A 22,759-nucleotide genomic window follows, 5' to 3' on the forward strand; every position below is an offset into this window, starting at 1 on the left:
CAATTTGCTGATGCACTGTTGGTACGGCAACAGTTGCAGTGGGGATAACCCACATACCAACCCGCAATGACAGGACTATGAATGTCGGCATGGACCGTGCAATCCCCTATGACACTCACTGCCGTTCCAAGGAGCTGTCCCATGACCGAACACCAAATAATCAACCCGCTGTCCATTGGCACTGACTACGAAGCGCTGGCCGCGCGATTCCGGCCGATCTTCCAGCACATTGCCGCCGGTGCCGTTGAGCGCGAACAGACCCGCAGCCTGCCTTATGAGCCGATTCAATGGCTCAAGGAAGCTGGCTTCGGCGCCGTGCGGGTGCCGATTGAGTACGGCGGTGGCGGCGCGTCCCTGCCGCAATTGTTCGAGCTGCTGATCGAACTGGCCGAAGCCGATTCCAACGTGCCCCAGGCCCTGCGCGGGCATTTCGCCTTTGTCGAGGACCGCTTGAACTCACCGCCGGGGCCGGGCCGGGATCTGTGGTTCAAACGCTTTGTCGACGGTGACATCGTCGGCAATGCCTGGACCGAGATCGGCACCGTGGCGATCGGCGATGTGATCACCAAAGTCTCGCCCCACGGCGATCAGTGGCGGCTCAACGGTGAAAAGTTCTACAGCACTGGCAGCCTTTTCTCCGACTGGATCGACGTCTATGCCCAGCGCAGCGATACCGGCGGCGATGTGATTGCCGCCGTCCGCACACGCCAGCCGGGGATTGTGCAGAGCGATGACTGGGACGGCTTCGGCCAACGCACCACTGGCAGCGGCACCTCGCGGTTTATCGAGGCCGAGGTGGACGCCGAGAACATCATCGACTTCGCCACCCGCTTCAAATACCAGACGGCGTTTTATCAATTGGTGCTGCTGGCGACCCTGGCCGGGATTGGCCGCGCCGCGTTACGTGATGTGGCTTATCAGGTGCGCGAGCGCAAGCGCATCTACAGCCATGGCAATGCACAGCGGGTCAGCGAGGATTCACAAGTGCAGCAGGTTGTCGGTGAAGTGGCGGCGTGGGTATATGCCGCCGAAGCCAGTGCCCTGAAAGCTGCGCAACCGGCGCAGCGGGCTTATCTGGCGCGGTTCTCGGGGGATGAAGCGCAGGAACGGGCGGCGAATGTGGCGGCGGAAATCGAATCGGCCAGGGCTCAGGTGGTGGTCGCGGAATTGATCCAGCGGGCGACCACGGCGCTGTTCAATGCACTCGGGGCTTCGGATGTGCGCGAAGGCAAATCGCTGGATCGGCATTGGCGCAATGCGCGAACCGTGTCGTCGCACAATCCGCTGATCTACAAGGCGCGGATTGTCGGGGACTGGGCGATTAACGGGACTGAACCGCCGTTTGTGTGGCAGATCGGTAATGGGCTCGACCGAAAGTGATGTAGCGCCTACCAGTAAGCCATCGCGAGCAGGCTCGCTCCCACATTGATCTGTGCTATGTAAGAGATCCCCTGTGGGAGCGAGCCTGCTCGCGATGATGGCAGACCGGTCGCCGCAGAAGTTGGATATGGGTAAGATACCGCCCCTTCCCCGCAGCCCTCTTCTGCGACCTGCCGAATAAGCCCATTCCATGCCCTTCGAACTCAGTGTTGACCTCACTACCCTGGCCGTTCTGGCTCTCGTCGCTTTCATTGCCGGTTTCATCGACGCCATCGCTGGCGGTGGCGGTCTGTTGACCACCCCGGCGCTGCTGACTGCCGGCCTGCCGCCGCACCTGGTGCTGGGCACCAACAAACTCAGTTCGACCTTTGGCTCGGCCACGGCCAGCTTCACCTTCTACCGGCGCAAACTGTTTCATCCACGGCAATGGATGCACGCCATCGTCGGCACGCTAATCGGTGCACTCACCGGTGCCATCGTCGCTCATTACTTGCCGGCGCAATGGCTGAACAAGATGCTGCCGGTGATCGTTTTCGCCTGCGGCCTGTACCTGCTGTTCGGTGGCACGCCGAAAGCGCCGCTGGACAGCGACGCACCCATCAAGAAAAAGTGGCAATCGAGCCAAGGCTTCAGCCTCGGCTTCTATGACGGCGTGGCCGGCCCGGGAACGGGGGCGTTCTGGACCGTCAGCAGCTTGTTGCTCTACCCCATCGACCTGGTCAAGGCCAGCGGCGTGGCGCGCAGCATGAACTTCGTCAGCAACATCGCGGCGCTGTCGGTGTTCATCTTGTCAGGCCAGGTGGACTGGATTATCGGCCTGAGCATGGGCCTGTCGGTGATGGTCGGCGCCTTCTTCGGCGCGCGCACCGCCATCAGCGGCGGTGCGAAATTCATTCGCCCGGTGTTCATCACCGTGGTGCTCGGCCTGACCGTGCGCTTAGCCTGGCAGCACTGGTTCAGCGTGACCTAAGCGCCGCGCCACGTAAACGTCGATCAGGTAACGGGCAATCGAGCGTGATGCCGGCAACGGCGGCAGTTCGCGTACGTTGAACCACTGGGCGTCTTCGATCTCGTCTTCCTGACAGACAATCTCGCCCCCGGCGTACTCGGCATGAAAACCGAGCATCATCGAATGCGGGAACGGCCAGCACTGACTGCCCATGTACTGGACGTTCTTGACCTCGATCTGCACCTCTTCGCGAACCTCGCGAATCAGGCAGTCTTCTGCCGACTCACCCGGCTCGGCAAACCCCGCCAACGTGCTGTAGACCCCGGTGACAAAGCGTGGCGAACGGGCCAGCAGAACCTCGTCGCCACGGGTCACCAGCACAATCATGCTCGGTGAAATCCGTGGATAGTGGCGTAAATCGCACGGCTCGCAGTACATCGCCCGTTCACGCGGCACCTGGATCATCGCAAGCCCGCAGTTGCCGCAAAAGCGATGCTCGCGGGCCCAGGTACCGATTTGCGCGGCATAGCCGAGCATCTTGTAGACGGTGTGATCGCCCTCGAGCATGAACGCCCGCAGGCCTTTCCAGTTGCAGCCCGGCACTTCGCTGTGACTGCGCAGCTCCAGCAGGTAGACCGGTTCACCATCGAGGTGCCCGATGCCGTGCTCGGCAAGAACCGACAAGTCCTGACGCTTGAGCCATTCCCGTGGAAACAGCGCGCCATTGTCATCGAACAAAAAACCTTCGGGGCTGCGCGCCACGGCCCAGCCGCCGGGTTGATCGGTGTCCAGTACTGCGGTGGTCCAGCGTAAAGTCATGGTTAATCAATCCAGAAATTCGGGTTTCCGTTTGCTCATATGGGCGGCCATGGCCACGCGCAGATCGGAGGATTGCAGCATGGCGGCGTTCCAGGTGGCGACATATTCAAGGCCGTCGTCGATGCGATGGTCGCGCATGTAGCTGATCATCTCTTTGGTGCCGGTGATGGCAATCGGCGACTTGCCGGCGATTTCACGGGCAATGCCCATCACGCCTTCAAGCAGGCTGGCGGTGTCGCTGTAGACGCGATTGACCAGACCGATGCTGCGCGCTTCATCGGCGCCAAAGGTGCGACCAGTGTAAGCCAGTTCACGCAGCATGCCGTCACCGATGATCCGCGGCAAGCGTTGCAAAGTGCCCACATCGGCCGCCATGCCGATATCGATTTCCTTGATGGAAAATTGTGCGTCCTGGGCCGCGTAACGCATGTCGCACGCCGAAATCAGGTCGATGGCGCCGCCCAGGCAATACCCCTGGATCGCCGCCAGCACCGGTTTGCGACAGTTGTCGACGGCATTGAAGGACGCTTGCAGCGCGAGGATCTTGCGACGCAGCAGGCGCGCGTTGCGGCCCACGTCCTTGCCCAGTTCGTTGGCCACACCGGCCAGCATCATCAGGTCGATGCCGGAAGAAAAATGCTTGCCGGCGCCACTGAGCACCACCACCCGGACTTCGTCGGTATCGTCGACCCACTGGAAAATCTCGATGATCTCGTTCCAGAACGCGGCGTTCATCGAATTGATTTTTTCCGGACGGTTGATCTGCACATGGGCGATGTTATCGGCCAGTTCGACGCTGAAGGCGGTGTATTGAGACATGGCAGTGATCCTTTACCCGGCAGAGAATGAGGCCCGAACTATAACAAGGCATCCGTGCAGGCAGTAAGGCAGCGGTTCGGCCAAATGCGGGACTGGTCTGAGTTCCATGGTGTCCGTGCCGGCCCTATCGCGAGCAGGCTCGCTCCCACATTGGATCTGCGGCGTTCACACATCCCCTGTGGGAGCGAGCCTGCTCGCGATTGGCCGCACCACCGAAATTATTGCGAAGCCGGCTTAGCGCATGAGCGAAATTGTCACTACGCTTGCGCCTGACTTTCCAAGGAGGAACCTACCCATGCCAATTTCTTCACGCGCGGCCTTGCTGGTCATCGACGTCCAGAACGACTTCATTCCCGGCGGTCAACTACCGGTGCCGGAAGGTGACCTGATTGTGCCCCTGATCAACCGTCTCGGCCGTCAATTCAAGCAGGTCATCATTGCCCAGGACTGGCACCCACCGGGCCATGCCTCGTTCGCGTCCAGCCATCCGGGGCGCAAGCCTTACGATGTGATTCAGTTGCCTTACGGCGAGCAGACACTCTGGCCTGAGCATTGCGTGCGAGCCACGCCCGGCGCCGAATTCCATGTGGAACTGGACCTGCCCCACGCCCAATTGATCATCCGCAAGGGTTGCAACCCGGACATCGACAGCTATTCGGCGTTTCTGGAGGCGGATCGAACCACGACCACCGGCCTGGCCGGGTATCTGAAAGAGCGCGGCATCGACACGGTTTACATGGTCGGGCTGGCACTGGATTTCTGCGTGATGTTCTCCGCGCTGGATGCGCGGGCGGCGGGGTTCAATGCGTTTGTGGTGCTGGATGCTTGTCGGGCGATTGATCTGGAAGGCTCGCTGGCGGCGGCGATTGAGCGGATGCAGGTGGCGGGGGTCGGGTTGATTGAGTCAGCCGAATTACTCGACTGAACACTCAAAAAACTGTGGCTGGTGATGCCTTGTGGCGAGGGGGCTTGCCCCCGTTGCCCCCCCCTGCATGGCGACTTACACCGCTCCTACATTTGGATCGAGTAAAACCCGCAAAGGAGTGACTCCAGGACAGGCGTTAAACCGATGTCGGCAACCAAAGTCGGAACCGCGCCCCACCCTGGGGCGACGCTTGCGCGGTGAGCGTTCCACCCTGCGCTTCCAGCGCCCGGCGGCTGATCGCCAAACCCAGCCCAAACCCGCCAGTGGCTCGATCCCGACTGCGATCCAGCCGATAGAACGGCTCGAAAATCCGCTCGCGCTCTTCTTCCGGAATGCCGATGCCGTCGTCGTCCACCCAGATCTCACACCCCTTGGGGCACACCTGCACACCGATCTGAATCCGTTTTTCGCAATAGCGCATGGCGTTGCGCAGCAGGTTCTGGATCGCCCGGGCGGTCAATCGCGGGTCCAGCGAGAAGCGTTCGAGCTGGCCATGAAGCAGCACATCGATGACGATTTGCGGTGAGTCGAGCTCTTCATCGACGCTGCCCAGAATGCTGTCGATGAATTCATCCAGCGACACCTCGACCTGCTCCGGCAAGCTCGCCGGGTTTTGCAATCGGCTGTAAGACAGCAGTTCCAGCACCAACTCATCCAGTTCGCGAATGTGTGCGACCAGACCTTGCAGACGTTCGCGGCTGGTGGCTGGCAAGTCGTCGGACAGCGCCAGGGCCAGGCCGAAATCCAGCCGCGTCAACGGCGTGCGCAGTTCGTGGGACACCGCATTGAGCAGATCGCGCTGCTGGTTGAGCAGGTTTTCGATATCGCCGGCCATGGTGTCGAAGACGTTGGCCAGGCTGCCGATGTTGGAACTCGGGGAAATCTGCGTGCGCTCACTCAAGTGGCCCTTGCCGAAGCGTTCGGCGGTGCCTTTGAGGCGCTCCAGGTCGCGCCAGTGCGGGCGCAGCCACAGCAACAGACAGGCCAGCATGGTCGCGCCGATCAGCACGTTGATGCTCCAGTACAACCAACTGACGTCCGTCGGGTCCGGCGGTACGACCATTTCCACCACCATCCGCTCGTTCAATGGCGCCACAGCCAGGGTGCGCCAGCCCCAGTCGCCGATGCGCACAATATTCTCACCGCGCTGCAAGCGTTCACGTTCGTCCGGAGTGAATTCGGCGTCGTCGTTGCGGGCCAGCACGATGTGCAGCGGCTGGAACTCCTTGTCCATCTCCGCCGTCAGCGCTGGCCACTGTTCGACAGGCACCGCGCGAAACTGCTTGACGATCAGCGTTTGCAAACCTCGGGAGTAATCGAGGTTGTAGGTGACAAAACGCTCATGGAAAACCTGGATCACCAGGTCCGGCACCAGGTAGATCGCCGCGCTGAACGAGACGATGGTCACCAGATAGAGACGAAACAGGATTCTGAACATGGCTTCAGCATTCCCACTCGGAGCGGCTGAACAGATAGCCCTTGCCCCACACGGTCTTGATCTTGCGCGCCTCGCCGGCGTGGTCGTCGAACTTGCGTCGCAGCTTGGAGATGGCTACGTCCACCGAGCGGTCGGTGCCGTTGAATTCAATACCGCGCAGGCGTTGCAGAATCTGGTCGCGGCTCAGCACTTCGCCGGCATGCCGGGCCAGCACCACCAGCAGGTTGTATTCACCGCTGGACAGTTCCACCGGCTGTTCGCGCCAGGTCACGGTGCGCTCGGACAAGTCGATGCACAGGTTGCCCATAAGGATGCGGTCGTTGGCGGTCAGCGGTTCACTGAGGCTGCTGCGGCGCAGCAAGGTCCGCACCCGGGCCAGCAACACCCGTGGTTCGCAGGGTTTGGTGACATAGTCGTCAGCGCCCATTTCCAGGCCTAGCACCTGATCGTGGCTATCGTCGCGGGCGGTGAGCATCAGGATCGGCAAGGTCGCCGAATCGGCCCGCAACAAGCGGCAGACTTGCAAGCCGTCGAGCCCCGGCAGCATCAGATCGAGGATCACCAGGTCCGGCGGATTGATCCGCGCCCGTTCGCGCACGTGATCGCCACGGCTGATCACGTTGACCGAATAGCCATTGCGTTCCAGGTAGCTGGAAATCAGTTCGGAAAGCGCGGTGTCGTCTTCGACCAGGAGAATGTTGGGCATGGGTGTTTCCAGACGGTGGCGCCGGATAGATCGTCATCGCGAGCAGGCTCGCTCCCACAAGGGATTTCATGTGGACACAAATTCTGTGAACACTACCAGACCACTGTGGGAGCGAGCCTGCTCGCGATAGCGATTTACCAGGCGCAAAGGAATCAAGCCGCCAAGGATATACGCCCTCACACGCCCATGAGCAAAACCCTTACACAATTTCACACAGCGCCTACAAAGCTTCACCGCTACCCTCGCCGGCCCCCCGTAGGATAAGAGCGGTCATTATTGGGGTATTTCCATGTCAAAGAATCTGCTTGCCCGGCTCAGCCTGATTGCACTGGCGCTGACGCTGAGCGCTTGTGACCAGCCCTCGATCGCCGAAGAACAGGCCCCGCTTGCCACAGTGCGCATCGAAACCATCGAAGCCAGCCCCTTGTCGATCAGCAGCGAATTGAGCGGTCGAATTGCCGCCCCGCGCATCGCCGAAATCCGCGCCCGTGTCGCCGGCGTGGTGTTGCAACGTTCCTTTCGCGAAGGCAGCGACGTAAAAAAAGGCGACGTTCTATTCCGTATCGACCCGGCACCGTTCAAGGCCGACCTGGACAGCGCCGAAGCCGCGCTGCGCAAGGCCGAGGCCAATGCGTTCCAGGCCAGATTGCAAGAGCAGCGCTACGCCCAGTTGATCGAAGGCAACGCCATCAGCGCTCAGGACTACGACAACGCCCGAGCCAATGCCCGCCAGACCTCCGCCGATGTCGCCGCCAACAAAGCCGCCGTGGAACGGGCGAAGCTGAACCTGGGTTACGCCACCGTCACGGCGCCGATTTCCGGGCGCATCGGCCGAGCGCTGGTGACCGAAGGCGCGCTGGTCGGGCAGAACGAAACCACACCACTGGCACTGATTCAACAATTGAACCCGATCCACGCCGACCTCACGCAATCGACCCGTGAACTCAACGACCTGCGCCGCGCGTTCCGCTCCGGCCAGTTAAAGGAAGTGGGCCAAGGTCAGGCCAAAGCCACGCTGATCCAGGACGACGGCAGCCTCTATCCATTGCCGGGCAAGTTGTTGTTCACCGACATCACTGTCGACCCGGGCACCGGTCAGATCATTCTGCGCAGCGAATTCCCCAACCCCGACCTCGACCTGCTGCCAGGCAGCTTCGTTCGCGTGCGTCTGGAGCAAGCATTCAATCAGCAAGGCATCAGCGTGCCGCAACGGGCCATCCAGCGTGACAGCGCCGGCGTTGCCCAAGTGCTGTTGCTCGACGCCGAACAGCGGATCGCCCAGCAACCGGTAGAACTGGGCGCGGTGCAGAACGATCGCTGGATCGTCACCGGCGGTCTCAAACCCGGCGACCGCATCGTCACTGAAGGCCTGCAACATGCGCGCCCCGGTGAAAAAGTCCAGATCGACGACACCCCTCTTCCACTTGCCCAGGTTTCTGGTCAGTAAGCAGGACGCTTTTTATGCCGCAGTTCTTTATCGACCGCCCGGTATTCGCCTGGGTGGTCGCCCTGTTCATCCTGCTGGCGGGTGCGTTGTCCATTACGCAGTTGCCGGTGGCGCAGTACCCCGATGTGGCACCGCCGAAAGTCGAAATTTCCGCCACGTACCCGGGCGCTTCGGCGCAGACCGTGGACGAAAGCGTGGTCAGCCTGATCGAGGAAGAACTCAACGGCGCCGACCACCTGCTGTATTTCGAATCCCAGAGCAGCCTCGGCAGCGCCACCATCACCGCGACGTTCCAGCCGGGAACCAATCCGGAGATGGCGCAGGTCGATGTGCAAAACCGCCTCAAAGCGGTCGAGTCACGTTTGCCGCAAGCCGTCACCCAGCAGGGCTTGCAGGTGGAGAAAGTCTCCGCCGGTTTCCTGTTGCTGATCACCCTCACTTCCAGCGACGGCAAGCTCGACGATGTAGCGCTCAGCGATTATCTGGCGCGCAACGTGATGAACGAGATCAAGCGTCTGGACGGCGTTGGCAAGGCCCAGTTGTACGGTGCCGAACGGGCGATGCGGATCTGGATCGACCCGCAGAAGCTGATCGGCTTCAACCTGACCCCGGCTGACGTCAACGCCGCCATCGTTGCGCAAAATGCTCAGGTTTCCGCCGGCAGCATCGGCGACTTGCCGACCCGCACCACGCAGGAAATCACCGCGACCATTCTGGTCAAAGGCCAGTTGTCGACACCTGAAGAGTTCGCCGACATCGTGCTCAAGGCCAATCCTGACGGCTCCACCGTGCGCATCGGCGATGTGGCGCGGGTCGAGATCGGCAGTCAGGAATACCAGTTCTCCACGCGGCTGAACGGCAAACCGTCCACCGCCGTCAGCGTGCAACTGTCGCCGGGCGCCAATGCCCTGAGCACCGCGACGCTGGTGCGGGCGAAGATGGATGAGCTGGCGCACTACTTCCCGGCCGGCGTCGAATACAAGATCCCGTATGACACCTCGCCCTTCGTCAAAGTCTCGATCACCAAAGTGGTCTATACCCTCGGCGAGGCAATGGTGCTGGTGTTTGCGGTGATGTTCCTGTTCCTGCAAAACATCCGCTACACGCTGATTCCGACGCTGGTGGTGCCGGTGGCGCTCATGGGGACTTTCGCGACCATGCTCGCGCTGGGCTTCTCGATCAACGTGCTGACCATGTTCGGCATGGTGCTGGCCATCGGCATTCTGGTGGATGACGCGATTGTGGTGGTGGAGAACGTCGAACGGATCATGGCCACCGAAGGCCTGTCGCCCAAGGACGCGACGCGCAAGGCGATGAAGCAGATCACCGGCGCGATCATCGGCATCACCCTGGTGCTGGTGGCGGTGTTCATTCCGATGGCGTTCATGCAGGGCTCGGTCGGGGTGATTTACCAACAGTTCTCGCTGTCGATGGCCACGTCGATCCTGTTCTCGGCGTTCCTCGCCCTGACCTTGACCCCGGCACTGTGCGCAACGCTGCTCAAACCGATTGCCAAGGGCGAGCATCACGCCAAGGGCGGCTTCTTCGGCTGGTTCAACCGGCGTTTTGAACAACTGACCGAGCGTTATCAGGGCTGGGTCGCCTATGCGTTGAAGCGTACCGGTCGTTACCTGTTGATCTACGGCGTGCTGCTGGTCGGTCTGGGCTTGTGTTTCAGTCGCCTGCCCTCTTCGTTCCTGCCGGTGGAAGACCAGGGTTACACCATCACCGACATTCAACTGCCACCGGGCGCGAGCAAGAACCGCACAATTAATGTGGTGGAGCAGATCGAAGCCCACAACGCCACCGAGCCGGGCGTCGGCGACAGCACGGTGATTCTCGGTTTCAGCTTCTCCGGCAGCGGGCAGAACGCCGCGTTGGCGTTCACCACGCTCAAGGATTGGTCGGATCGGGGCAGCGACGACTCGGCGAGTTCGATTGCCGACCGGGCCAACATGGCTCTAAGCCAGATCAAGGACGCCGTGGCCTTTGCAGTGTTGCCGCCGCCGGTCGATGGCCTCGGCACGTCCAGCGGTTTCGAGTTCCGCTTGCAAGACCGTGGTGGCCTCGGCCATGCCACGCTGATGCAGGCGCGCAGCCAGTTGTTGGCCGCCGCCGAGAAGAGCCCGATCTTGATGAACGTGCGCGAAAGCGCCCTGGCCGAAGCGCCACAGGTGCAACTGGAAGTCGACCGCAAGCAAGCCAACGCGTTGGGCATTTCCTTTGCCGACATCGGCAACGTGCTGTCCACCGCCGTGGGTTCGGCCTACATCAACGACTTCCCCAACCAGGGGCGGATGCAACGGGTGGTGGTCCAGGCCGAAGGCGATCAACGCAGTCAGGTGACCGATCTACTGAAGATTCATGTGCGCAATAACGCTGAGAAAATGGTGCCGTTGTCGGCCTTCGTCCGGCCCAACTGGACCCAGGGCCCGGCGCAGTTGACCCGTTACAACGGCTACCCGGCCATCAGCATTTCCGGTGAACCGGCACCCGGTTACAGCACCGGCGAAGCCATGGCGGAAATCGAACGGCTGGTGGCGCAAGGCCCGGCGGGGTTGGGTCAGGAATGGACCGGGTTGTCGTTGCAGGAGCGCTTGTCCGGCAGCCAGGCACCGGTTCTGCTCGGGCTGTCGCTGCTGATCGTGTTCCTGTGCCTGGCGGCGCTGTACGAGAGTTGGTCGATTCCGACGTCGGTGCTGCTGGTGGTGCCGCTGGGGGTACTCGGTGCCGTGTTGGCCGTGACCCTGCGCGGGATGCCCAACGATGTGTTCTTCAAGGTCGGGCTGATCACCATCATCGGCCTGTCGGCGAAGAACGCGATCCTGATCATCGAGTTCGCCAAAAGCCTGTACGACGAAGGCCACGACCTGATCGACGCCACCCTGCAAGCTGCGCGCCTGCGGTTGCGGCCGATTGTCATGACGTCGCTGGCGTTCATCCTTGGCGTGGTGCCGCTGGCCATTGCCACCGGGGCCAGTTCGGCGAGCCAGCAAGCCATCGGCACCGGGGTGATCGGCGGGATGATCACCGCAACCCTGGCGGTGGTGTTTGTGCCGGTGTTTTTTGTGGTGGTAATGAAGCTGGTGCGCAAACGCCATAAAAACACCTGACCAAACACTCATCAACTGTGGGAACGGTCTTGCTCGCGAGGGCGGCGTGTCAGTCAATGTCAATGTTGAATGTGACGGCCCTTTCGCGAGCAAGCCCACTCCCACATTCGATCTCATTGGATTCAGCTTTGTGGTCACAACAGACTGCGCTGGGCTATGGTGTTTGCAAAGCCCAGACGCATCGAGCCTCCATGCCCCTACTCGCCCGCACCCACCCTCGCCTGTCCGCCGCTGCCACGTTCGGTATCGCGGTGGGCATTCTGGCGCCAGCCAATTCGATCCTCGGCAAAATCCTCATCGGCTGGAACGCCGGGGTCTGGACGTATCTGGTGCTGATCGTCTGGCTGACGATGCGCTCCAAAGCCGATGACGTGAAACGCATTGCCGAAGTCGAGGACGAGAACGCCGGGCTGGTGCTGTTCACCGTGAGCATGGCTGCACTGGCCAGCCTCGCCGCCATCACCCTCCAACTGGCGGACAGCAAGGATCTGGACACTTATCACCGGCTGTTGCACTACGGCTTCACCGGGTTGACGGTGATCGGCTCATGGTTGCTGATCGGGGTGATTTTCAGCCTGCATTACGCGCGGCTGTTCTACACCTGGGAAGGCAAGGAGCCTGCACTGCGGTTTGCCGAGGGGCAGTTGAAGCCCGATTATTGGGATTTTTTGTACTTCTCGTTCACCATCGGCGTGGCCGTGCAAACGGCGGACGTAGGTGTGGCCACCCGCGACTTGCGCAAAATCGTGCTGGCGCAGTCGTTGATCGGTTTCCTGTTCAACACGGCGATTCTCGGGTTTTCGATCAATATCGCGGCGGGCCTGTTTGGCTGATGGCTGCCACTGGCGTGATCTCGACTCAATCAGAAAGCAAAAAAAATGCCCCACTATTGTCGGGGGCATTTTTTTAGGTCATTTCATAGAAACAACGTTCATCAGAAGAAATAGCTCACTCTCAAACTACCGCTCCACTCCTGGCTGACAGTGGTGCCTTTACTGCCACCGACCTGGCCGGATACTTGCCAGTTGCGTTGAGCCGGTGTCCATTTCAAACCCGCTCCATACTCGATCGAACTACTGGCGCGGTGATCATCAAAGCGGTCGTCATTGATTTTCACCTCATTGGTGTTCACAAACTCATGATTAACCGCCGACGACAGACTGGGTTCCAGCAGGCTGCCATTGTCGAGGGTTATGACACGCCCGCCTCTGACACCCACCTTGCCCTGCAATGAACGCATGGTATCGGCTTTGACTTGCAGGCCATTGTCGAGTCGGTAGCTGTCGCTTTGAGTGGCACCGGCAGCAACCTGGACTTGCGGCTCGACAAAGTAGTTGTCCTCCAGGCGAATATGCTTGCCCACGGCCACCGAACCGCTGGCGCCCAAAGCCTTGTAGTCGCCCTTGGCCCGCGTGCCGTCACTCATGGTGACTTTTGCCTTGTTGTCGAACTGGTTGATCTTGGCCATGACGTTGACGAACACACCACTTTCAACATCGAAGGTACTGCCGTAAACACCGGCATTCAGGCTGTCGACGGTGGCGCTGGATCCGTATTTGAGATCCATGTAGGTACGACTGCTCCCGACAAACCCGCCCAACACCCACGAGCGACCGCCAAGCTCGACCAATGTATCGGCACCGCCGGTAATACCGGTCTGGTTTTGGGTATAGCCATCGCCATAGGCGTTATCGACATTGGTTTGATTGCCGTAAGTACGAACCCAGACACTGTTGCTCAGCGCAGTGGTGTTGCTGTCGCTGGCCGCGCGAAGCGATGCATCAGGCCGGGCGCTGAGCCCTCGATCACTGATCTGATCATTGAGCATGGCCATTTCGGCATTCGACACACTGCGCGCACTGCCCGCCAGAGCCAGTGCCGTATTACTTGAAGTGCTCACCGTTTCCTTGTCCGGACTCAGGTACAGCCCCTGACCGTCCTTTGCCAGCCGGTATACAAATGTACCCGCGTCCACGGTTTCACGCGTGCCCAGCGAAAAACTCGCATCGCCGGCGGCGATATTGCCGATTCTCACTGGTTCGGCAGTGGCCGGGGTGGTGCCAGTCGCAGAAATCTGCAATCGATGTTGCCCGCTCGCGTTGCCCGTCACGTTCAGGAAGTCGGTGTTGCCGTTGCCCAAATCGGTGCCCATCACAAAGGTGCCGCTGCCGGAAAGGTCGCCTACGTTCAGTTGCTGGAACTGCTCGTTCGTGCCCATGCGCACCACGCCGTTATTCAGCGCCAGACGTTGCACAGTGCTCTCGCCGGTCAACACCCATTGTGCGGCGTTGTTGATATTCAAGTGGGTGGAGTTGTTGATTTGCCCCGTCAGCACCGAGGCATTGTCCAGCACTACGCTGCCATTGGCGTCTGTGAGTACGTCGCCGGTCAAGGTGCTACCGTTGTTCAACGACAAGCTGAAGACGTTGTCGAGGTTGCCGTGGATCACCGATCCATTGTCGAGGCTGACCGTGGCTCCAGTGCCAGCTACCGCTTGCACGTTGCCGTTCAAGGTGCTGCGTGTATCGAGCCTGGTCTGAGTGACGTTCTGCAAATTACCGTCAAGGGAAGCCCCATTTTGCATCAGCAGCGCAACCGTGCTGCCGGTATCGGCAACGACGTTGCCGCTCAACGCACTGGCATCTACTTTAAGGTTGGCCGTGGAGCGGTTGCTCGCCTGTAACAACGTACCGTTGCCGGCAATCAACTCGCTACCGCCGAGCACTTCGATATTCGCGACGGTTCCGGCACTGCCGGATGAACCCAATACGATCGCCGAGCCAGTCTCCCCCGTCACGCGGGTACTGTTCAGCGTGACGGTGCTGGCGTTGACACCGGTATTGTCAGTGATGATTTGCAGGCCATCCAGCCCGCCAGAAATGGTGCTGCCCGTCGCAGAGAGTGTTGCGCCGCCCAGTTGGACGCCGTAGCTGGTTGCACGGGTGCCACGAACAGTTGAGTTTTCGAGGTTCAACACCGCAAAACCCACGGCATTCGCGCCCCCAGCAGCGCCGGTGATTACACTATTGCCCGTAACCGTCGCGCTGGACGATGTCGGAGTATTGATGTTACGTCCCAGAAGAAGTCCAAAACTGTTGGTACTGGTGATGGTGCTGTTATCGATAGTGGCAGAGCTGTCACTAAGCGCAATGGCTCCTCTGCCCGATGCGCTGTTCACTGTCGCACCTGTCAGTGCGAGCCTGGAACCCTCACGGCCCTCGATCCGCGCACTTTGACCACCGTCGAAAATGACAGTGGCATTTTGCGAACTGATCGACAGAGCGCTGGCACCGTTGATCGTTAGTGTCCCACCTTGGGATACCACCCATGCCTCTGGCGCAGGTGGATTGGTAATAGTCGCGCTTTCACCAGGAAGAAGTGTTCTGGCGTGAGCCGCGGGTGTGCCGAGGACAATTGCGGTAAACAAGCATCCTGTAGTTTTGCAATGTTTGAAACTTGATGGTAGGGGCATGAGAACTCCGCACTGCAAACAAATCCGAAAGCGATTTTTCTGACGTAACGAAAAATCGCCCCAAAAAACGTCTGACAGACTAATCAGCAATCTGAAAGTTAGATGTAGGAATATTCCTCGGCCCAGTAGGAATTATCTGCAAATCGATGGGATTTATGGCTTGCTACTTCACAGAAAAATATCGATATCGCGAGAGAGATTAATCTCCCTCGCGATAGACCTCTTTCAATATCTAATTATCAAGGCGTGGCTGGAGGAGCAGCCAACCGGTCACAGTACTCACCACTGGAAGTAATCGTGTCCAGCGGCTTGATGATCGGCACCGAAGTTTGCAAACCGCCGATATCGGCCGTGTACCAATACTTGCCAAATGCCCTTGTTCCCAGACGCGGCTGAGCTGCCTTGAATACGGCTGCACTGGCAACACTTGCAACGTCAACAGTCCCGGCGGCCTGGATGGTATAAGGTTGGGAATCCTCTGTGCCGGAAATCAAATTATTACCAGCAGCATCACTGTAGGCTGCAAAATGCACCATAATGATTTTCCCTTGCGGCAGATTGACCGGATCCTTGGGGATGGTCACCGCAAGTCGCCAGTTGGTAGTGGCATTGTTCATTGCATAACAATCGATTTGATTCTTGACCGCAGGGTTGCGGATCCTGATGGTCGGCGGCAACAAATCAATTTTCTTGCCATTGACCTTCACGGTCTCGGGCAAGGACTTGATTACGTTCTTGTCAACGCCCGTTTTCTGAATCGTCCAGTAGGCTGGAACCATGGGAGTGGGCAGTTTGGATATAATGTCAGCGCTGATGGGAACACTGAACTCTACCGCGTCAACAAAAGGTGAAAATTCACCCACAAATTGATTATTCAAATAGCACTTGGCTGTTTCCGCTGACGTAATAGCTGGATCCGTAAGTTTTAGAGTTACTTTGAATTCGCCCGATTGGTCACGATCGCCGGGGAGTAGTTCGTTTGGCGTTTTGGAAGCTCCGGTGACGACGGGCAACACGGCGTCGGGGTTCGTCAAGTCAGGTAAAGCCGGATTGACTCCCCCTGCGTGATCAAATGCCAGCCAGATGTAGGTATCTGGCGAAGAAAACATTTCCTCTCCCCGGGTGAGTTCGAACCAGAGTTTGATTTCTTTGGTCTCGGTCGACGAATCAAAGATTTTTTCAAGTTTATCTTTGTAAGTGAGCTGAAAACTCAAATCCACACTTGCAAGTGGTTGAGTACCAAAGTCCACGAAATTCGTCACATCATTCGGATCCTCGGCATAGACAGTAATCTGATCGCCCGGCTCCGCATTATCGATGGACGCGCGCTCGACAATCGCAAACACATCGTTGGCCACCATGTCGTCCAGATAGATCGGCGTGGTTCGATTCGGATCGGTTTTCGGAACCAAAGGTCCTTTGTTCAGTTTAGGATCCAACGCCAGCCCGAGAGTTAATACGGCAGCTGGAACGGAATTTTCACTAAAGTTCCCAGGCAGGTCTGTCCAATTATAAGAGATCGTGACCCGCCCATTCGGGAGATCGCGCAATACAGTGTTGGGTACCGTGAATTCGCCAGCAGCGTTAACGGTACCGTTGAACACCTCTAGCTTCACACTGCCCGACGTCAGAAAAACACGAAGTTCATCATCAAGACGACGCAATGGATAACCGACAAACACAGTGAATTTTAAATCCGCGTTCGCAGGATCTTTTATCCAGTTTTCGTTGACAAGCCTTTGAGCATCCACCGGGGCATTGACAAAGGTGGGAGCAGGCGTCGGTGGATTCTTTTTGCGTGTCGGATACTTGACCTCAAACGGCGCAGTACGGTCGATGTTGAACGTTACAATGTTCGAAGGGTCGTCGTTACCGGCACTACCTTTGTAAACGACCAACTGCACCTGATAGCCCGTGGGGGTAGCCGGCTGGGATAGCTCTTTGAATTCATCTGTCGGAACCTTAATCTCCATCGCAACCGGATCACGGCCAGCGATCGGCCCAAGCGGAATGAAACCTTTCAGCAGCGCCATGGCGTCGCCTGTTTTTGCAAAGTAAACATCCACTTCATCGAGATCATCCTCCTCGGTGAAACGAGCCAACTTGAAAGTCATCTCTCCCGAATCCAGAACACTGATCGCTATAGACTCATCAGCCAGCTTGTCGACGCTAACGGATGTCGCCTGTATACCAATCCATTCCTCACCGATCCTCGGAGGGTTGGCCCTTACTTTCCGTGGTAACTTCTCTTGTGCTGTCATTTCCCTATCTCCTTCATTAAGCCCGGACGGGCCACTTTCACCAGGTATTACCCTGTCAACTTTCACCAAGCCTTTTTTTGACTCTGCAATAAGTCGTTTCGCCCTGAACAACTGACATGTAACAACTGCCGAGTCATTATCAAATAGCGTTCTTATGTGCGGCTCAAACGGTACAACTAACGCATATCCGTTTTTTATATCCTGCTCGGACAACAGCCGATCCCACACGCCATAAGTTTCCGGCACCGGTACACCACTGCCATTCAGACTCGGATACCCCTGCCAATAAACCTTAGCCAAATCCCCGGGCAAGGCGACATTAGTAGAAGCGGGCATTGCAACTGTGGCGCCACTTGTCAATGGCGGCTTCGTGTTGTTATTCAGATACCCCCAAGGTGTGGCGTGAGGGAACATCGGCTCTTCCAAAGTTAAAAGCGGTGTGTGATCTATAGTGAGTTGTCTTTCGGGCGAGGGGTCATCATTACCACCCGAACCTTTCCAGACTTTGTAATACACCCACGCAATGCCATCGGTTGCCAAGTGTTGTGACGTCAAATCGAAATATAAAAAAGAAGCGCTCAGTGGTTTTGGATAAAAGACTGTGTAGAGCCTGTTTACCACACCGTTCTGACGCAACATCACCCAGAGTTCATCGTCGTCTTCTGGCTCGCTCCAGTAAGGAATGACGATACGAGTACCGTTACGCAGAATCTCGCGAGAGATATGTCCTTCCTGGTCGGTATCGTCAACGCCCTCCACGGAAAGCGGCTTCGCCAGTGGACCGTTGGCAATGTCGCGGTATTGTTTCAACGGCATCGGGGTCATAGTTTTCTCACCGATTGATGTGGATTGCTCGGGTATTGGCTTCGTTGTTTTTTGTTGCTTGGCGGGGAAATTAGACGCTTGTTAGTTAATGTTTCCAACTGTCAGTTCTGACAGGTAGAACTACCGTTTGTCTGTTTTACCCGGTTCCAATCATTGTGTCGGGTTCCATGTCTTGACGATTCGCAGTCATCTGTTGTTATCTGAAACCGGTTTCAGAACCAGACAAACTCAGTTCCAATAACAAGGTCGACACCCACCGTGAACGATTTCTCCGCCGCCCAACGCAGCCGCGTGACCATGCTCGACGTCGCCGAACACGCCGGGGTCTCCAAGGCCAGCGTCTCGCGCTTCATCGGCGATGACCGCGCCCTGCTCTCCGATGCCATTGCCTTGCGCATCGAACAGGCGATTGCCGAACTGGGCTACCGCCCGAACCAGATGGCCCGCGGCCTGAAACGCGGGCGTACCCGCCTGATCGGCATGCTGGTGGCCGATATCCGTAACCCTTATTCGATTGCCGTGATGCACGGGGTGGAAACCGCCTGCCGTCAGCACGGCTACAGCCTGGTGGTGTGCAACACCGATCGCGATGACGAGCAGGAGCGCCAACACCTGGCGTTGCTGCGCTCGTACAACATCGAAGGCTTGATCGTGAACACCCTCGGCCACCATCGGGATGAGCTGCGCGAACTGCATCGCGAAATGCCCATGGTGCTGGTGGATCGCAAGGTCGAGCAGCTCGATAGCGACCTGGTGGGGCTGGATAATCCGGCTGCCGTCGAGATCGCCATTGCCCACCTTGAGGAACGCGGTTATCGCGATGTGCTGTTGGTGACCGAGCCTTATGACGGCACCAGTTCGCGGATCGAGCGGGTCAGCAGTTTCAAGGCTCAGATTGCGCAGCGCCCGGCGCTCTCAGGCGCGGTGGTCGAAACGGGCAGCGACCTGACCGGCTACTTGAAAACTTTTCTGCAAACCTCTGGCCCTGGCCCGAAAGCGCTGTTCTGCGCCAACGGTATCGCTGCGCTGGCCAGCACCCATTCGTTGCGTGAGTTGAAGTGCAATCTGTTCAAGGATGTCGGGCTGATTGCCCTGGATAATCTGGATTGGTACCCGCTGGTGGGCAGCGGGATTACCGCCCTCGCCCAGCCGACGGCGGAGATTGGCGCGAGTGCGTTTGAGTGTTTGCTCAGGCGCTTGCGAGGTGATGACGGGCCGGCGCGGACTTTGGATTTTCCGGCGCGGTTGATTGTTCGGGGGTCGACCCTGGGGAATCTTCGGTGAATGTTCGGGCCTCTTCGCGGGCAAGCCCGCTCCCACAGAGGATCTGTGGCGTTCACATAACCTGTGGGAGCGGGCTTGCCCGCGATGGGGCCCTGAAAATCACCACATAACGCAAACCAAATTTTTTTGACTAAAAATGAAACCGGTTTCAGAGGTGCATAACGATGAACAAACCACCCGTTTCCATCAGCCTGTCCAGCTACGGCGCAGACCTTGTTCGCCAACGCGGCCAAGGCAGTTTCGTCCAGATGCTGGCCACTGCCGGCGCCACACACATTGAATGGCGCGAAGAGCTGCTGACCCTCGAAGACCCTGCACAATTGGCAAATGCCAGCCAATCCAAGGGCCTCGAAAGCGTGTATTCCTCACCATTGGAGTTGTGGCTGGCCGGGCACTCGACACCCAACACTGAACTGCTCTGGACCCTGAAGCGCGCCGAGTCATTCGGCGCCCGATGGCTGAAAGTCTCCCTGGGTTATTTCACCGACAACAACGATCTACAGACGCTGGCCCTTCAGCTGAAACAGAGCCCGGTACAGTTGCTGGTGGAAAACGACCAGACCTTGCACGGTGGCCGAATCGAACCCTTCCAGCGCTTCTTCGCCGACGTCGAGCAACACAACCTGCCGATCAAAATGACCTTCGATATCGGCAATTGGCAATGGCAGGACCAGTCGGCCGCCAGCGCCGCGCGGTTGCTCGGTCGGCACGTCGGTTATGTGCACTGCAAAGCGGTGGCGCGCCGGGCCGACGGCAAACGGGTGGCGGTGCCACCGGCCGCCAGCGACCTGCATCTGTGGGGACAACTGTTGCAACACATGCCCCAGGGCGTGATGCGTGCGGCGGAATATCCACTGCAAGGTGACGACCTGGTGCAACTGACCACCGAGCATGTCGCCACCCTCGCCCGCCTCGGTCAATCCTGCCTGGAGCCTGCGCATGTCTGAGATCGATATCCTGTCGTTCGGCGAAACCATGGCGATGTTCGTCGCCGAGCAGCACGGTGAACTGGCCGACGTCGGCCAGTTCCAAAAACGCATTGCCGGGGCCGACAGCAACGTCGCCATTGGCTTGTCGCGGTTGGGGTTTAACGTCGCCTGGCTGAGCCGGGTTGGCGCGGACTCTCTCGGCAAGTTCGTCGTCGATACGCTGAAAAAAGAAGGCCTTGATTGCAGCCATGTCGACATCGACCCGGCACACCCTACCGGGTTCCAGCTCAAATCCCGCGCCGATGATGGCAGCGATCCGGTTGTCGAATACTTCCGGCGCGGCTCGGCGGCCAGTCATTTGTCGGTGCGGTCGATTGCACCGGAGCTGCTCAAGGCCCGGCACTTGCACGCCACGGGCATTCCCCCGGCGCTGTCTGCATCGGCCCGGGACATGGCCTTCGAACTGATGACCCGCCTGCGCGATGCCGGGCGCAGCGTGTCGTTCGACCCCAACCTGCGTCCGAGTCTGTGGGCCAGCGAGCAACAGATGATCACCGAGGTCAACCGCCTCGCCGCCCTCGCCCATTGGGTGCTGCCGGGTTTGAGTGAAGGGCGTTTGCTCACCGGTTTCGAAGACCCCGCCGACATCGCGGCGTTTTACCTCGACCAGGGCGTTGAAGCCGTAGCGATCAAGCTTGGCCCGCACGGCGCGTATTACCGCACGCATCACGATGAAGGTTTCGTTGCAGGCGTACCCGTGAAAACAGTGGTCGATACGGTCGGTGCCGGTGACGGATTTGCCGTCGGCCTGATCAGTGCCCTGCTGGAAAACTACAGCGTTGCCCACGCCGTGCAGCGTGCCAACTGGATCGGCAGCCGCGCGGTGCAGAGCCGTGGGGATATGGAGGGGTTGCCCGATCGAAGGGAGTTATCCGTTGAATTCGAGGCCGCCATCGCGGGCAAGCCCGCTCCCACAGGGATGCGCGCAAGTCCTGTGGGAGCGGGCTTGCCCGCGATGAGGCCCGCATAGTCACTGAAGATTTAAAACCGTTACCTGCTGCGACAAAAACAACAAGCTCAGGAGCACCACTATGAAAACCGCAACACTGGCCACCCGCCGCTGGTGGTACATCATGCCCATCGTGTTCATCACCTACAGCCTGGCGTATCTGGACCGCGCCAACTACGGGTTCGCCGCCGCCTCCGGCATGGCCAAGGACCTGATGATCACCCCAGGCCTGTCCTCCCTGCTCGGCGCGCTGTTCTTCCTTGGCTATTTGTTCTTCCAGATCCCGGGCGCGATCTACGCCCAGAAACACAGCGTGAAGAAGCTGATTTTCGTCAGCCTGATCCTCTGGGGTGGCCTGGCGACCTTGACCGGGATCGTCTCCAACGCCTACTGGCTGATCGTGATTCGCTTCATGCTCGGGGTGGTCGAAGCCGCGGTGATGCCGGCGATGCTGGTGTACCTGTGCCACTGGTTCACCCGTGCCGAACGCTCGCGCGCCAACACCTTCCTGATCCTCGGCAACCCGGTGACCATGCTCTGGATGTCGGTGGTGTCGGGATACCTGATCCAGCATTTCAACTGGCGCTGGATGTTCATCATCGAAGGCTTGCCGGCAGTGTTGTGGGCGTTTATCTGGTGGCGTCTGGCCGATGACCGTCCGGCTCAGGCCAAGTGGCTCGACGACCAGGAGAAGCAGGACCTGGAAAGCGCCCTGGCCGCCGAGCAAGTCGGCATCAAAGCGGTAAAAAACTACGCTGAAGCCTTCCGTTCGCCGAAGGTGATCATCCTCGCCTTGCAGTTCTTCTGCTGGAGCATCGGCGTCTACGGTTTCGTGCTGTGGCTACCGTCGATCCTCAAGGCCGGCGCGCAAATGGACATGATCGAGGCCGGCTGGCTGTCGGCGTTGCCGTACCTGGCGGCGGTGATCGGCATGCTGCTGGTGTCCTGGGGCTCGGACAAACTGCAAAAGCGCAAACGCTTTGTCTGGCCACCGCTGCTGATCGCCTCGATTGCGTTCTACGGCTCCTACGCCCTGGGCGCGGAACATTTCTGGTGGTCCTACACCCTGCTGGTGATTGCCGGCGCCTGCATGTATGCCCCGTACGGCCCGTTCTTCGCCATCGTCCCGGAAATCCTCCCGGCCAACGTGGCCGGTGGCGCCATGGCGTTGATCAACAGCATGGGCGCACTCGGTTCGTTTGGCGGCTCTTATCTGGTCGGTTACCTGAACAGCTCAACCGGATCGCCCGGTGCGTCTTATCTGCTGATGAGCGGCGCGTTGCTGCTGTCGGTGGTGCTGACGATTTTCCTCAAGCCCGGCGCCAGTGACCGGGTCGTAGCCAAGGCTGCGACGGCCCGGCCGATGGCGGCTCATTCCTGAAT

Annotated in this window: 16 protein-coding genes; 10 read left to right on the plus strand and 6 right to left on the minus strand. The window is 59.1% G+C overall.

What is annotated here, in order from left to right; all coding sequences use genetic code 11:
- Nucleotides 1-141: 141 nt before the first annotated feature.
- Both AACY49_RS18570 and AACY49_RS18575 read left to right on the plus strand, forming a co-directional pair.
- Nucleotides 142-1,380, plus strand: coding sequence for an acyl-CoA dehydrogenase family protein (locus AACY49_RS18570; RefSeq protein WP_339525602.1), 1,239 nt, complete (start codon nucleotides 142-144; stop codon nucleotides 1,378-1,380).
- 190 nt (nucleotides 1,381-1,570) lie between these two features.
- Nucleotides 1,571-2,350: a TSUP family transporter gene (locus AACY49_RS18575; RefSeq protein WP_339525604.1), complete on the plus strand. Its 780-nt coding sequence runs from the start codon at nucleotides 1,571-1,573 to the stop codon at nucleotides 2,348-2,350.
- Here the strand turns inward: AACY49_RS18575 and nudC are convergent.
- Entirely contained in the window at nucleotides 2,318-3,148 is an 831-nt protein-coding gene (nudC, locus tag AACY49_RS18580) for an NAD(+) diphosphatase (RefSeq protein ID WP_258700520.1), read from the minus strand. The two genes, AACY49_RS18575 and nudC, sit on opposite strands and share 33 nt — an antisense overlap.
- Before the next feature lie 6 nt (nucleotides 3,149-3,154).
- Nucleotides 3,155-3,967: a crotonase/enoyl-CoA hydratase family protein gene (locus AACY49_RS18585; RefSeq protein WP_258700519.1), complete on the minus strand. Its 813-nt coding sequence runs from the start codon at nucleotides 3,965-3,967 to the stop codon at nucleotides 3,155-3,157.
- Nucleotides 3,968-4,262: 295 nt separating this feature from the next.
- On the opposite strand from AACY49_RS18585, the gene pncA reads away from it, so the two are divergent.
- A complete protein-coding gene (gene pncA, locus AACY49_RS18590) occupies nucleotides 4,263-4,892 on the plus strand; it encodes a bifunctional nicotinamidase/pyrazinamidase (RefSeq protein ID WP_339525607.1) in 630 nt (209 codons plus the stop codon).
- A gap of 136 nt (nucleotides 4,893-5,028) precedes the next feature.
- Here the strand turns inward: pncA and AACY49_RS18595 are convergent, their stop codons facing one another.
- Both AACY49_RS18595 and AACY49_RS18600 read right to left on the minus strand, forming a co-directional pair.
- Nucleotides 5,029-6,330, minus strand: coding sequence for an ATP-binding protein (locus AACY49_RS18595; RefSeq protein ID WP_258700517.1), 1,302 nt, complete (start codon nucleotides 6,328-6,330; stop codon nucleotides 5,029-5,031).
- Between the two features lie 4 nt (nucleotides 6,331-6,334).
- Nucleotides 6,335-7,036, minus strand: a complete 702-nt coding sequence (locus tag AACY49_RS18600) for a response regulator transcription factor (protein ID WP_320394444.1) — start codon at nucleotides 7,034-7,036, stop codon at nucleotides 6,335-6,337.
- 289 nt (nucleotides 7,037-7,325) lie between these two features.
- Here AACY49_RS18600 and AACY49_RS18605 point away from each other — a divergent pair, with 289 nt between their 5' ends.
- From AACY49_RS18605 to AACY49_RS18615, 3 genes are all read left to right on the plus strand, one after another.
- The gene (locus AACY49_RS18605; RefSeq protein WP_339525610.1) at nucleotides 7,326-8,483 is read left to right on the plus strand and encodes an efflux RND transporter periplasmic adaptor subunit; all 1,158 of its coding nucleotides are present in this window, start codon (nucleotides 7,326-7,328) and stop codon (nucleotides 8,481-8,483) included.
- Between the two features lie 14 nt (nucleotides 8,484-8,497).
- A complete protein-coding gene (locus AACY49_RS18610; protein ID WP_339525612.1) occupies nucleotides 8,498-11,596 on the plus strand; it encodes an efflux RND transporter permease subunit in 3,099 nt (1,032 codons plus the stop codon).
- Nucleotides 11,597-11,787: 191 nt separating this feature from the next.
- The gene (locus AACY49_RS18615; RefSeq protein WP_339525614.1) at nucleotides 11,788-12,429 is read left to right on the plus strand and encodes a DUF1345 domain-containing protein; all 642 of its coding nucleotides are present in this window, start codon (nucleotides 11,788-11,790) and stop codon (nucleotides 12,427-12,429) included.
- A 101-nt stretch (nucleotides 12,430-12,530) separates the two neighbouring features.
- Here the strand turns inward: AACY49_RS18615 and AACY49_RS18620 are convergent, their stop codons facing one another.
- Together AACY49_RS18620 and AACY49_RS18625 are read right to left on the minus strand one after the other, a co-directional pair.
- Nucleotides 12,531-15,068, minus strand: a complete 2,538-nt coding sequence (locus AACY49_RS18620) for an autotransporter outer membrane beta-barrel domain-containing protein (RefSeq protein ID WP_339525674.1) — start codon at nucleotides 15,066-15,068, stop codon at nucleotides 12,531-12,533.
- Nucleotides 15,069-15,307: 239 nt separating this feature from the next.
- Complete coding sequence (locus tag AACY49_RS18625) at nucleotides 15,308-18,154, minus strand: hypothetical protein (RefSeq protein ID WP_339525616.1); 2,847 nt, start codon at nucleotides 18,152-18,154, stop codon at nucleotides 15,308-15,310.
- 258 nt (nucleotides 18,155-18,412) lie between these two features.
- Here AACY49_RS18625 and AACY49_RS18630 point away from each other — a divergent pair, with 258 nt between their 5' ends.
- The 4 genes from AACY49_RS18630 to AACY49_RS18645 all read left to right on the plus strand — a co-directional run bounded on the left by AACY49_RS18630 (nucleotide 18,413) and on the right by AACY49_RS18645 (nucleotide 22,757).
- The gene (locus tag AACY49_RS18630; protein ID WP_309475878.1) at nucleotides 18,413-19,438 is read left to right on the plus strand and encodes a LacI family DNA-binding transcriptional regulator; all 1,026 of its coding nucleotides are present in this window, start codon (nucleotides 18,413-18,415) and stop codon (nucleotides 19,436-19,438) included.
- A 164-nt stretch (nucleotides 19,439-19,602) separates the two neighbouring features.
- Nucleotides 19,603-20,385, plus strand: coding sequence for a sugar phosphate isomerase/epimerase family protein (locus tag AACY49_RS18635; protein ID WP_339525618.1), 783 nt, complete (start codon nucleotides 19,603-19,605; stop codon nucleotides 20,383-20,385).
- A complete protein-coding gene (locus AACY49_RS18640) occupies nucleotides 20,378-21,397 on the plus strand; it encodes a sugar kinase (RefSeq protein WP_339525620.1) in 1,020 nt (339 codons plus the stop codon). The genes AACY49_RS18635 and AACY49_RS18640 overlap by 8 nt, the downstream gene beginning before the upstream one ends.
- A gap of 61 nt (nucleotides 21,398-21,458) precedes the next feature.
- Nucleotides 21,459-22,757 (plus strand): MFS transporter, encoded by a 1,299-nt coding sequence (locus tag AACY49_RS18645; protein ID WP_339525622.1) that lies wholly within the window; start codon nucleotides 21,459-21,461, stop codon nucleotides 22,755-22,757.
- Nucleotides 22,758-22,759 lie beyond the last annotated feature (2 nt).

Origin of the sequence: Pseudomonas sp. EL_65y_Pfl2_R96, assembly GCF_963970905.1 — a bacterium.
GTDB lineage: Bacteria > Pseudomonadota > Gammaproteobacteria > Pseudomonadales > Pseudomonadaceae > Aquipseudomonas.

Bases quoted from the DNA above. Each gene is read 5' to 3' on its own strand.
- AACY49_RS18585 (WP_258700519.1), bottom strand. From the start codon at position 3,967: ATGTCTCAATACACCGCCTTCAGCGTCGAACTGGCCGATAACATCGCC.
- AACY49_RS18645 (WP_339525622.1), top strand. From the start codon at position 21,459: ATGAAAACCGCAACACTGGCCACCCGCCGCTGGTGGTACATCATGCCC.
- AACY49_RS18610 (WP_339525612.1), top strand. From the start codon at position 8,498: ATGCCGCAGTTCTTTATCGACCGCCCGGTATTCGCCTGGGTGGTCGCC.
- pncA (WP_339525607.1), top strand. From the start codon at position 4,263: ATGCCAATTTCTTCACGCGCGGCCTTGCTGGTCATCGACGTCCAGAAC.
- AACY49_RS18620 (WP_339525674.1), bottom strand. From the start codon at position 15,068: ATGCCCCTACCATCAAGTTTCAAACATTGCAAAACTACAGGATGCTTG.
- AACY49_RS18605 (WP_339525610.1), top strand. From the start codon at position 7,326: ATGTCAAAGAATCTGCTTGCCCGGCTCAGCCTGATTGCACTGGCGCTG.
- AACY49_RS18615 (WP_339525614.1), top strand. From the start codon at position 11,788: ATGCCCCTACTCGCCCGCACCCACCCTCGCCTGTCCGCCGCTGCCACG.
- AACY49_RS18635 (WP_339525618.1), top strand. From the start codon at position 19,603: ATGAACAAACCACCCGTTTCCATCAGCCTGTCCAGCTACGGCGCAGAC.
- AACY49_RS18570 (WP_339525602.1), top strand. From the start codon at position 142: ATGACCGAACACCAAATAATCAACCCGCTGTCCATTGGCACTGACTAC.
- AACY49_RS18595 (WP_258700517.1), bottom strand. From the start codon at position 6,330: ATGTTCAGAATCCTGTTTCGTCTCTATCTGGTGACCATCGTCTCGTTC.
- AACY49_RS18625 (WP_339525616.1), bottom strand. From the start codon at position 18,154: ATGACCCCGATGCCGTTGAAACAATACCGCGACATTGCCAACGGTCCA.
- AACY49_RS18575 (WP_339525604.1), top strand. From the start codon at position 1,571: ATGCCCTTCGAACTCAGTGTTGACCTCACTACCCTGGCCGTTCTGGCT.
- AACY49_RS18640 (WP_339525620.1), top strand. From the start codon at position 20,378: ATGTCTGAGATCGATATCCTGTCGTTCGGCGAAACCATGGCGATGTTC.
- nudC (WP_258700520.1), bottom strand. From the start codon at position 3,148: ATGACTTTACGCTGGACCACCGCAGTACTGGACACCGATCAACCCGGC.
- AACY49_RS18600 (WP_320394444.1), bottom strand. From the start codon at position 7,036: ATGCCCAACATTCTCCTGGTCGAAGACGACACCGCGCTTTCCGAACTG.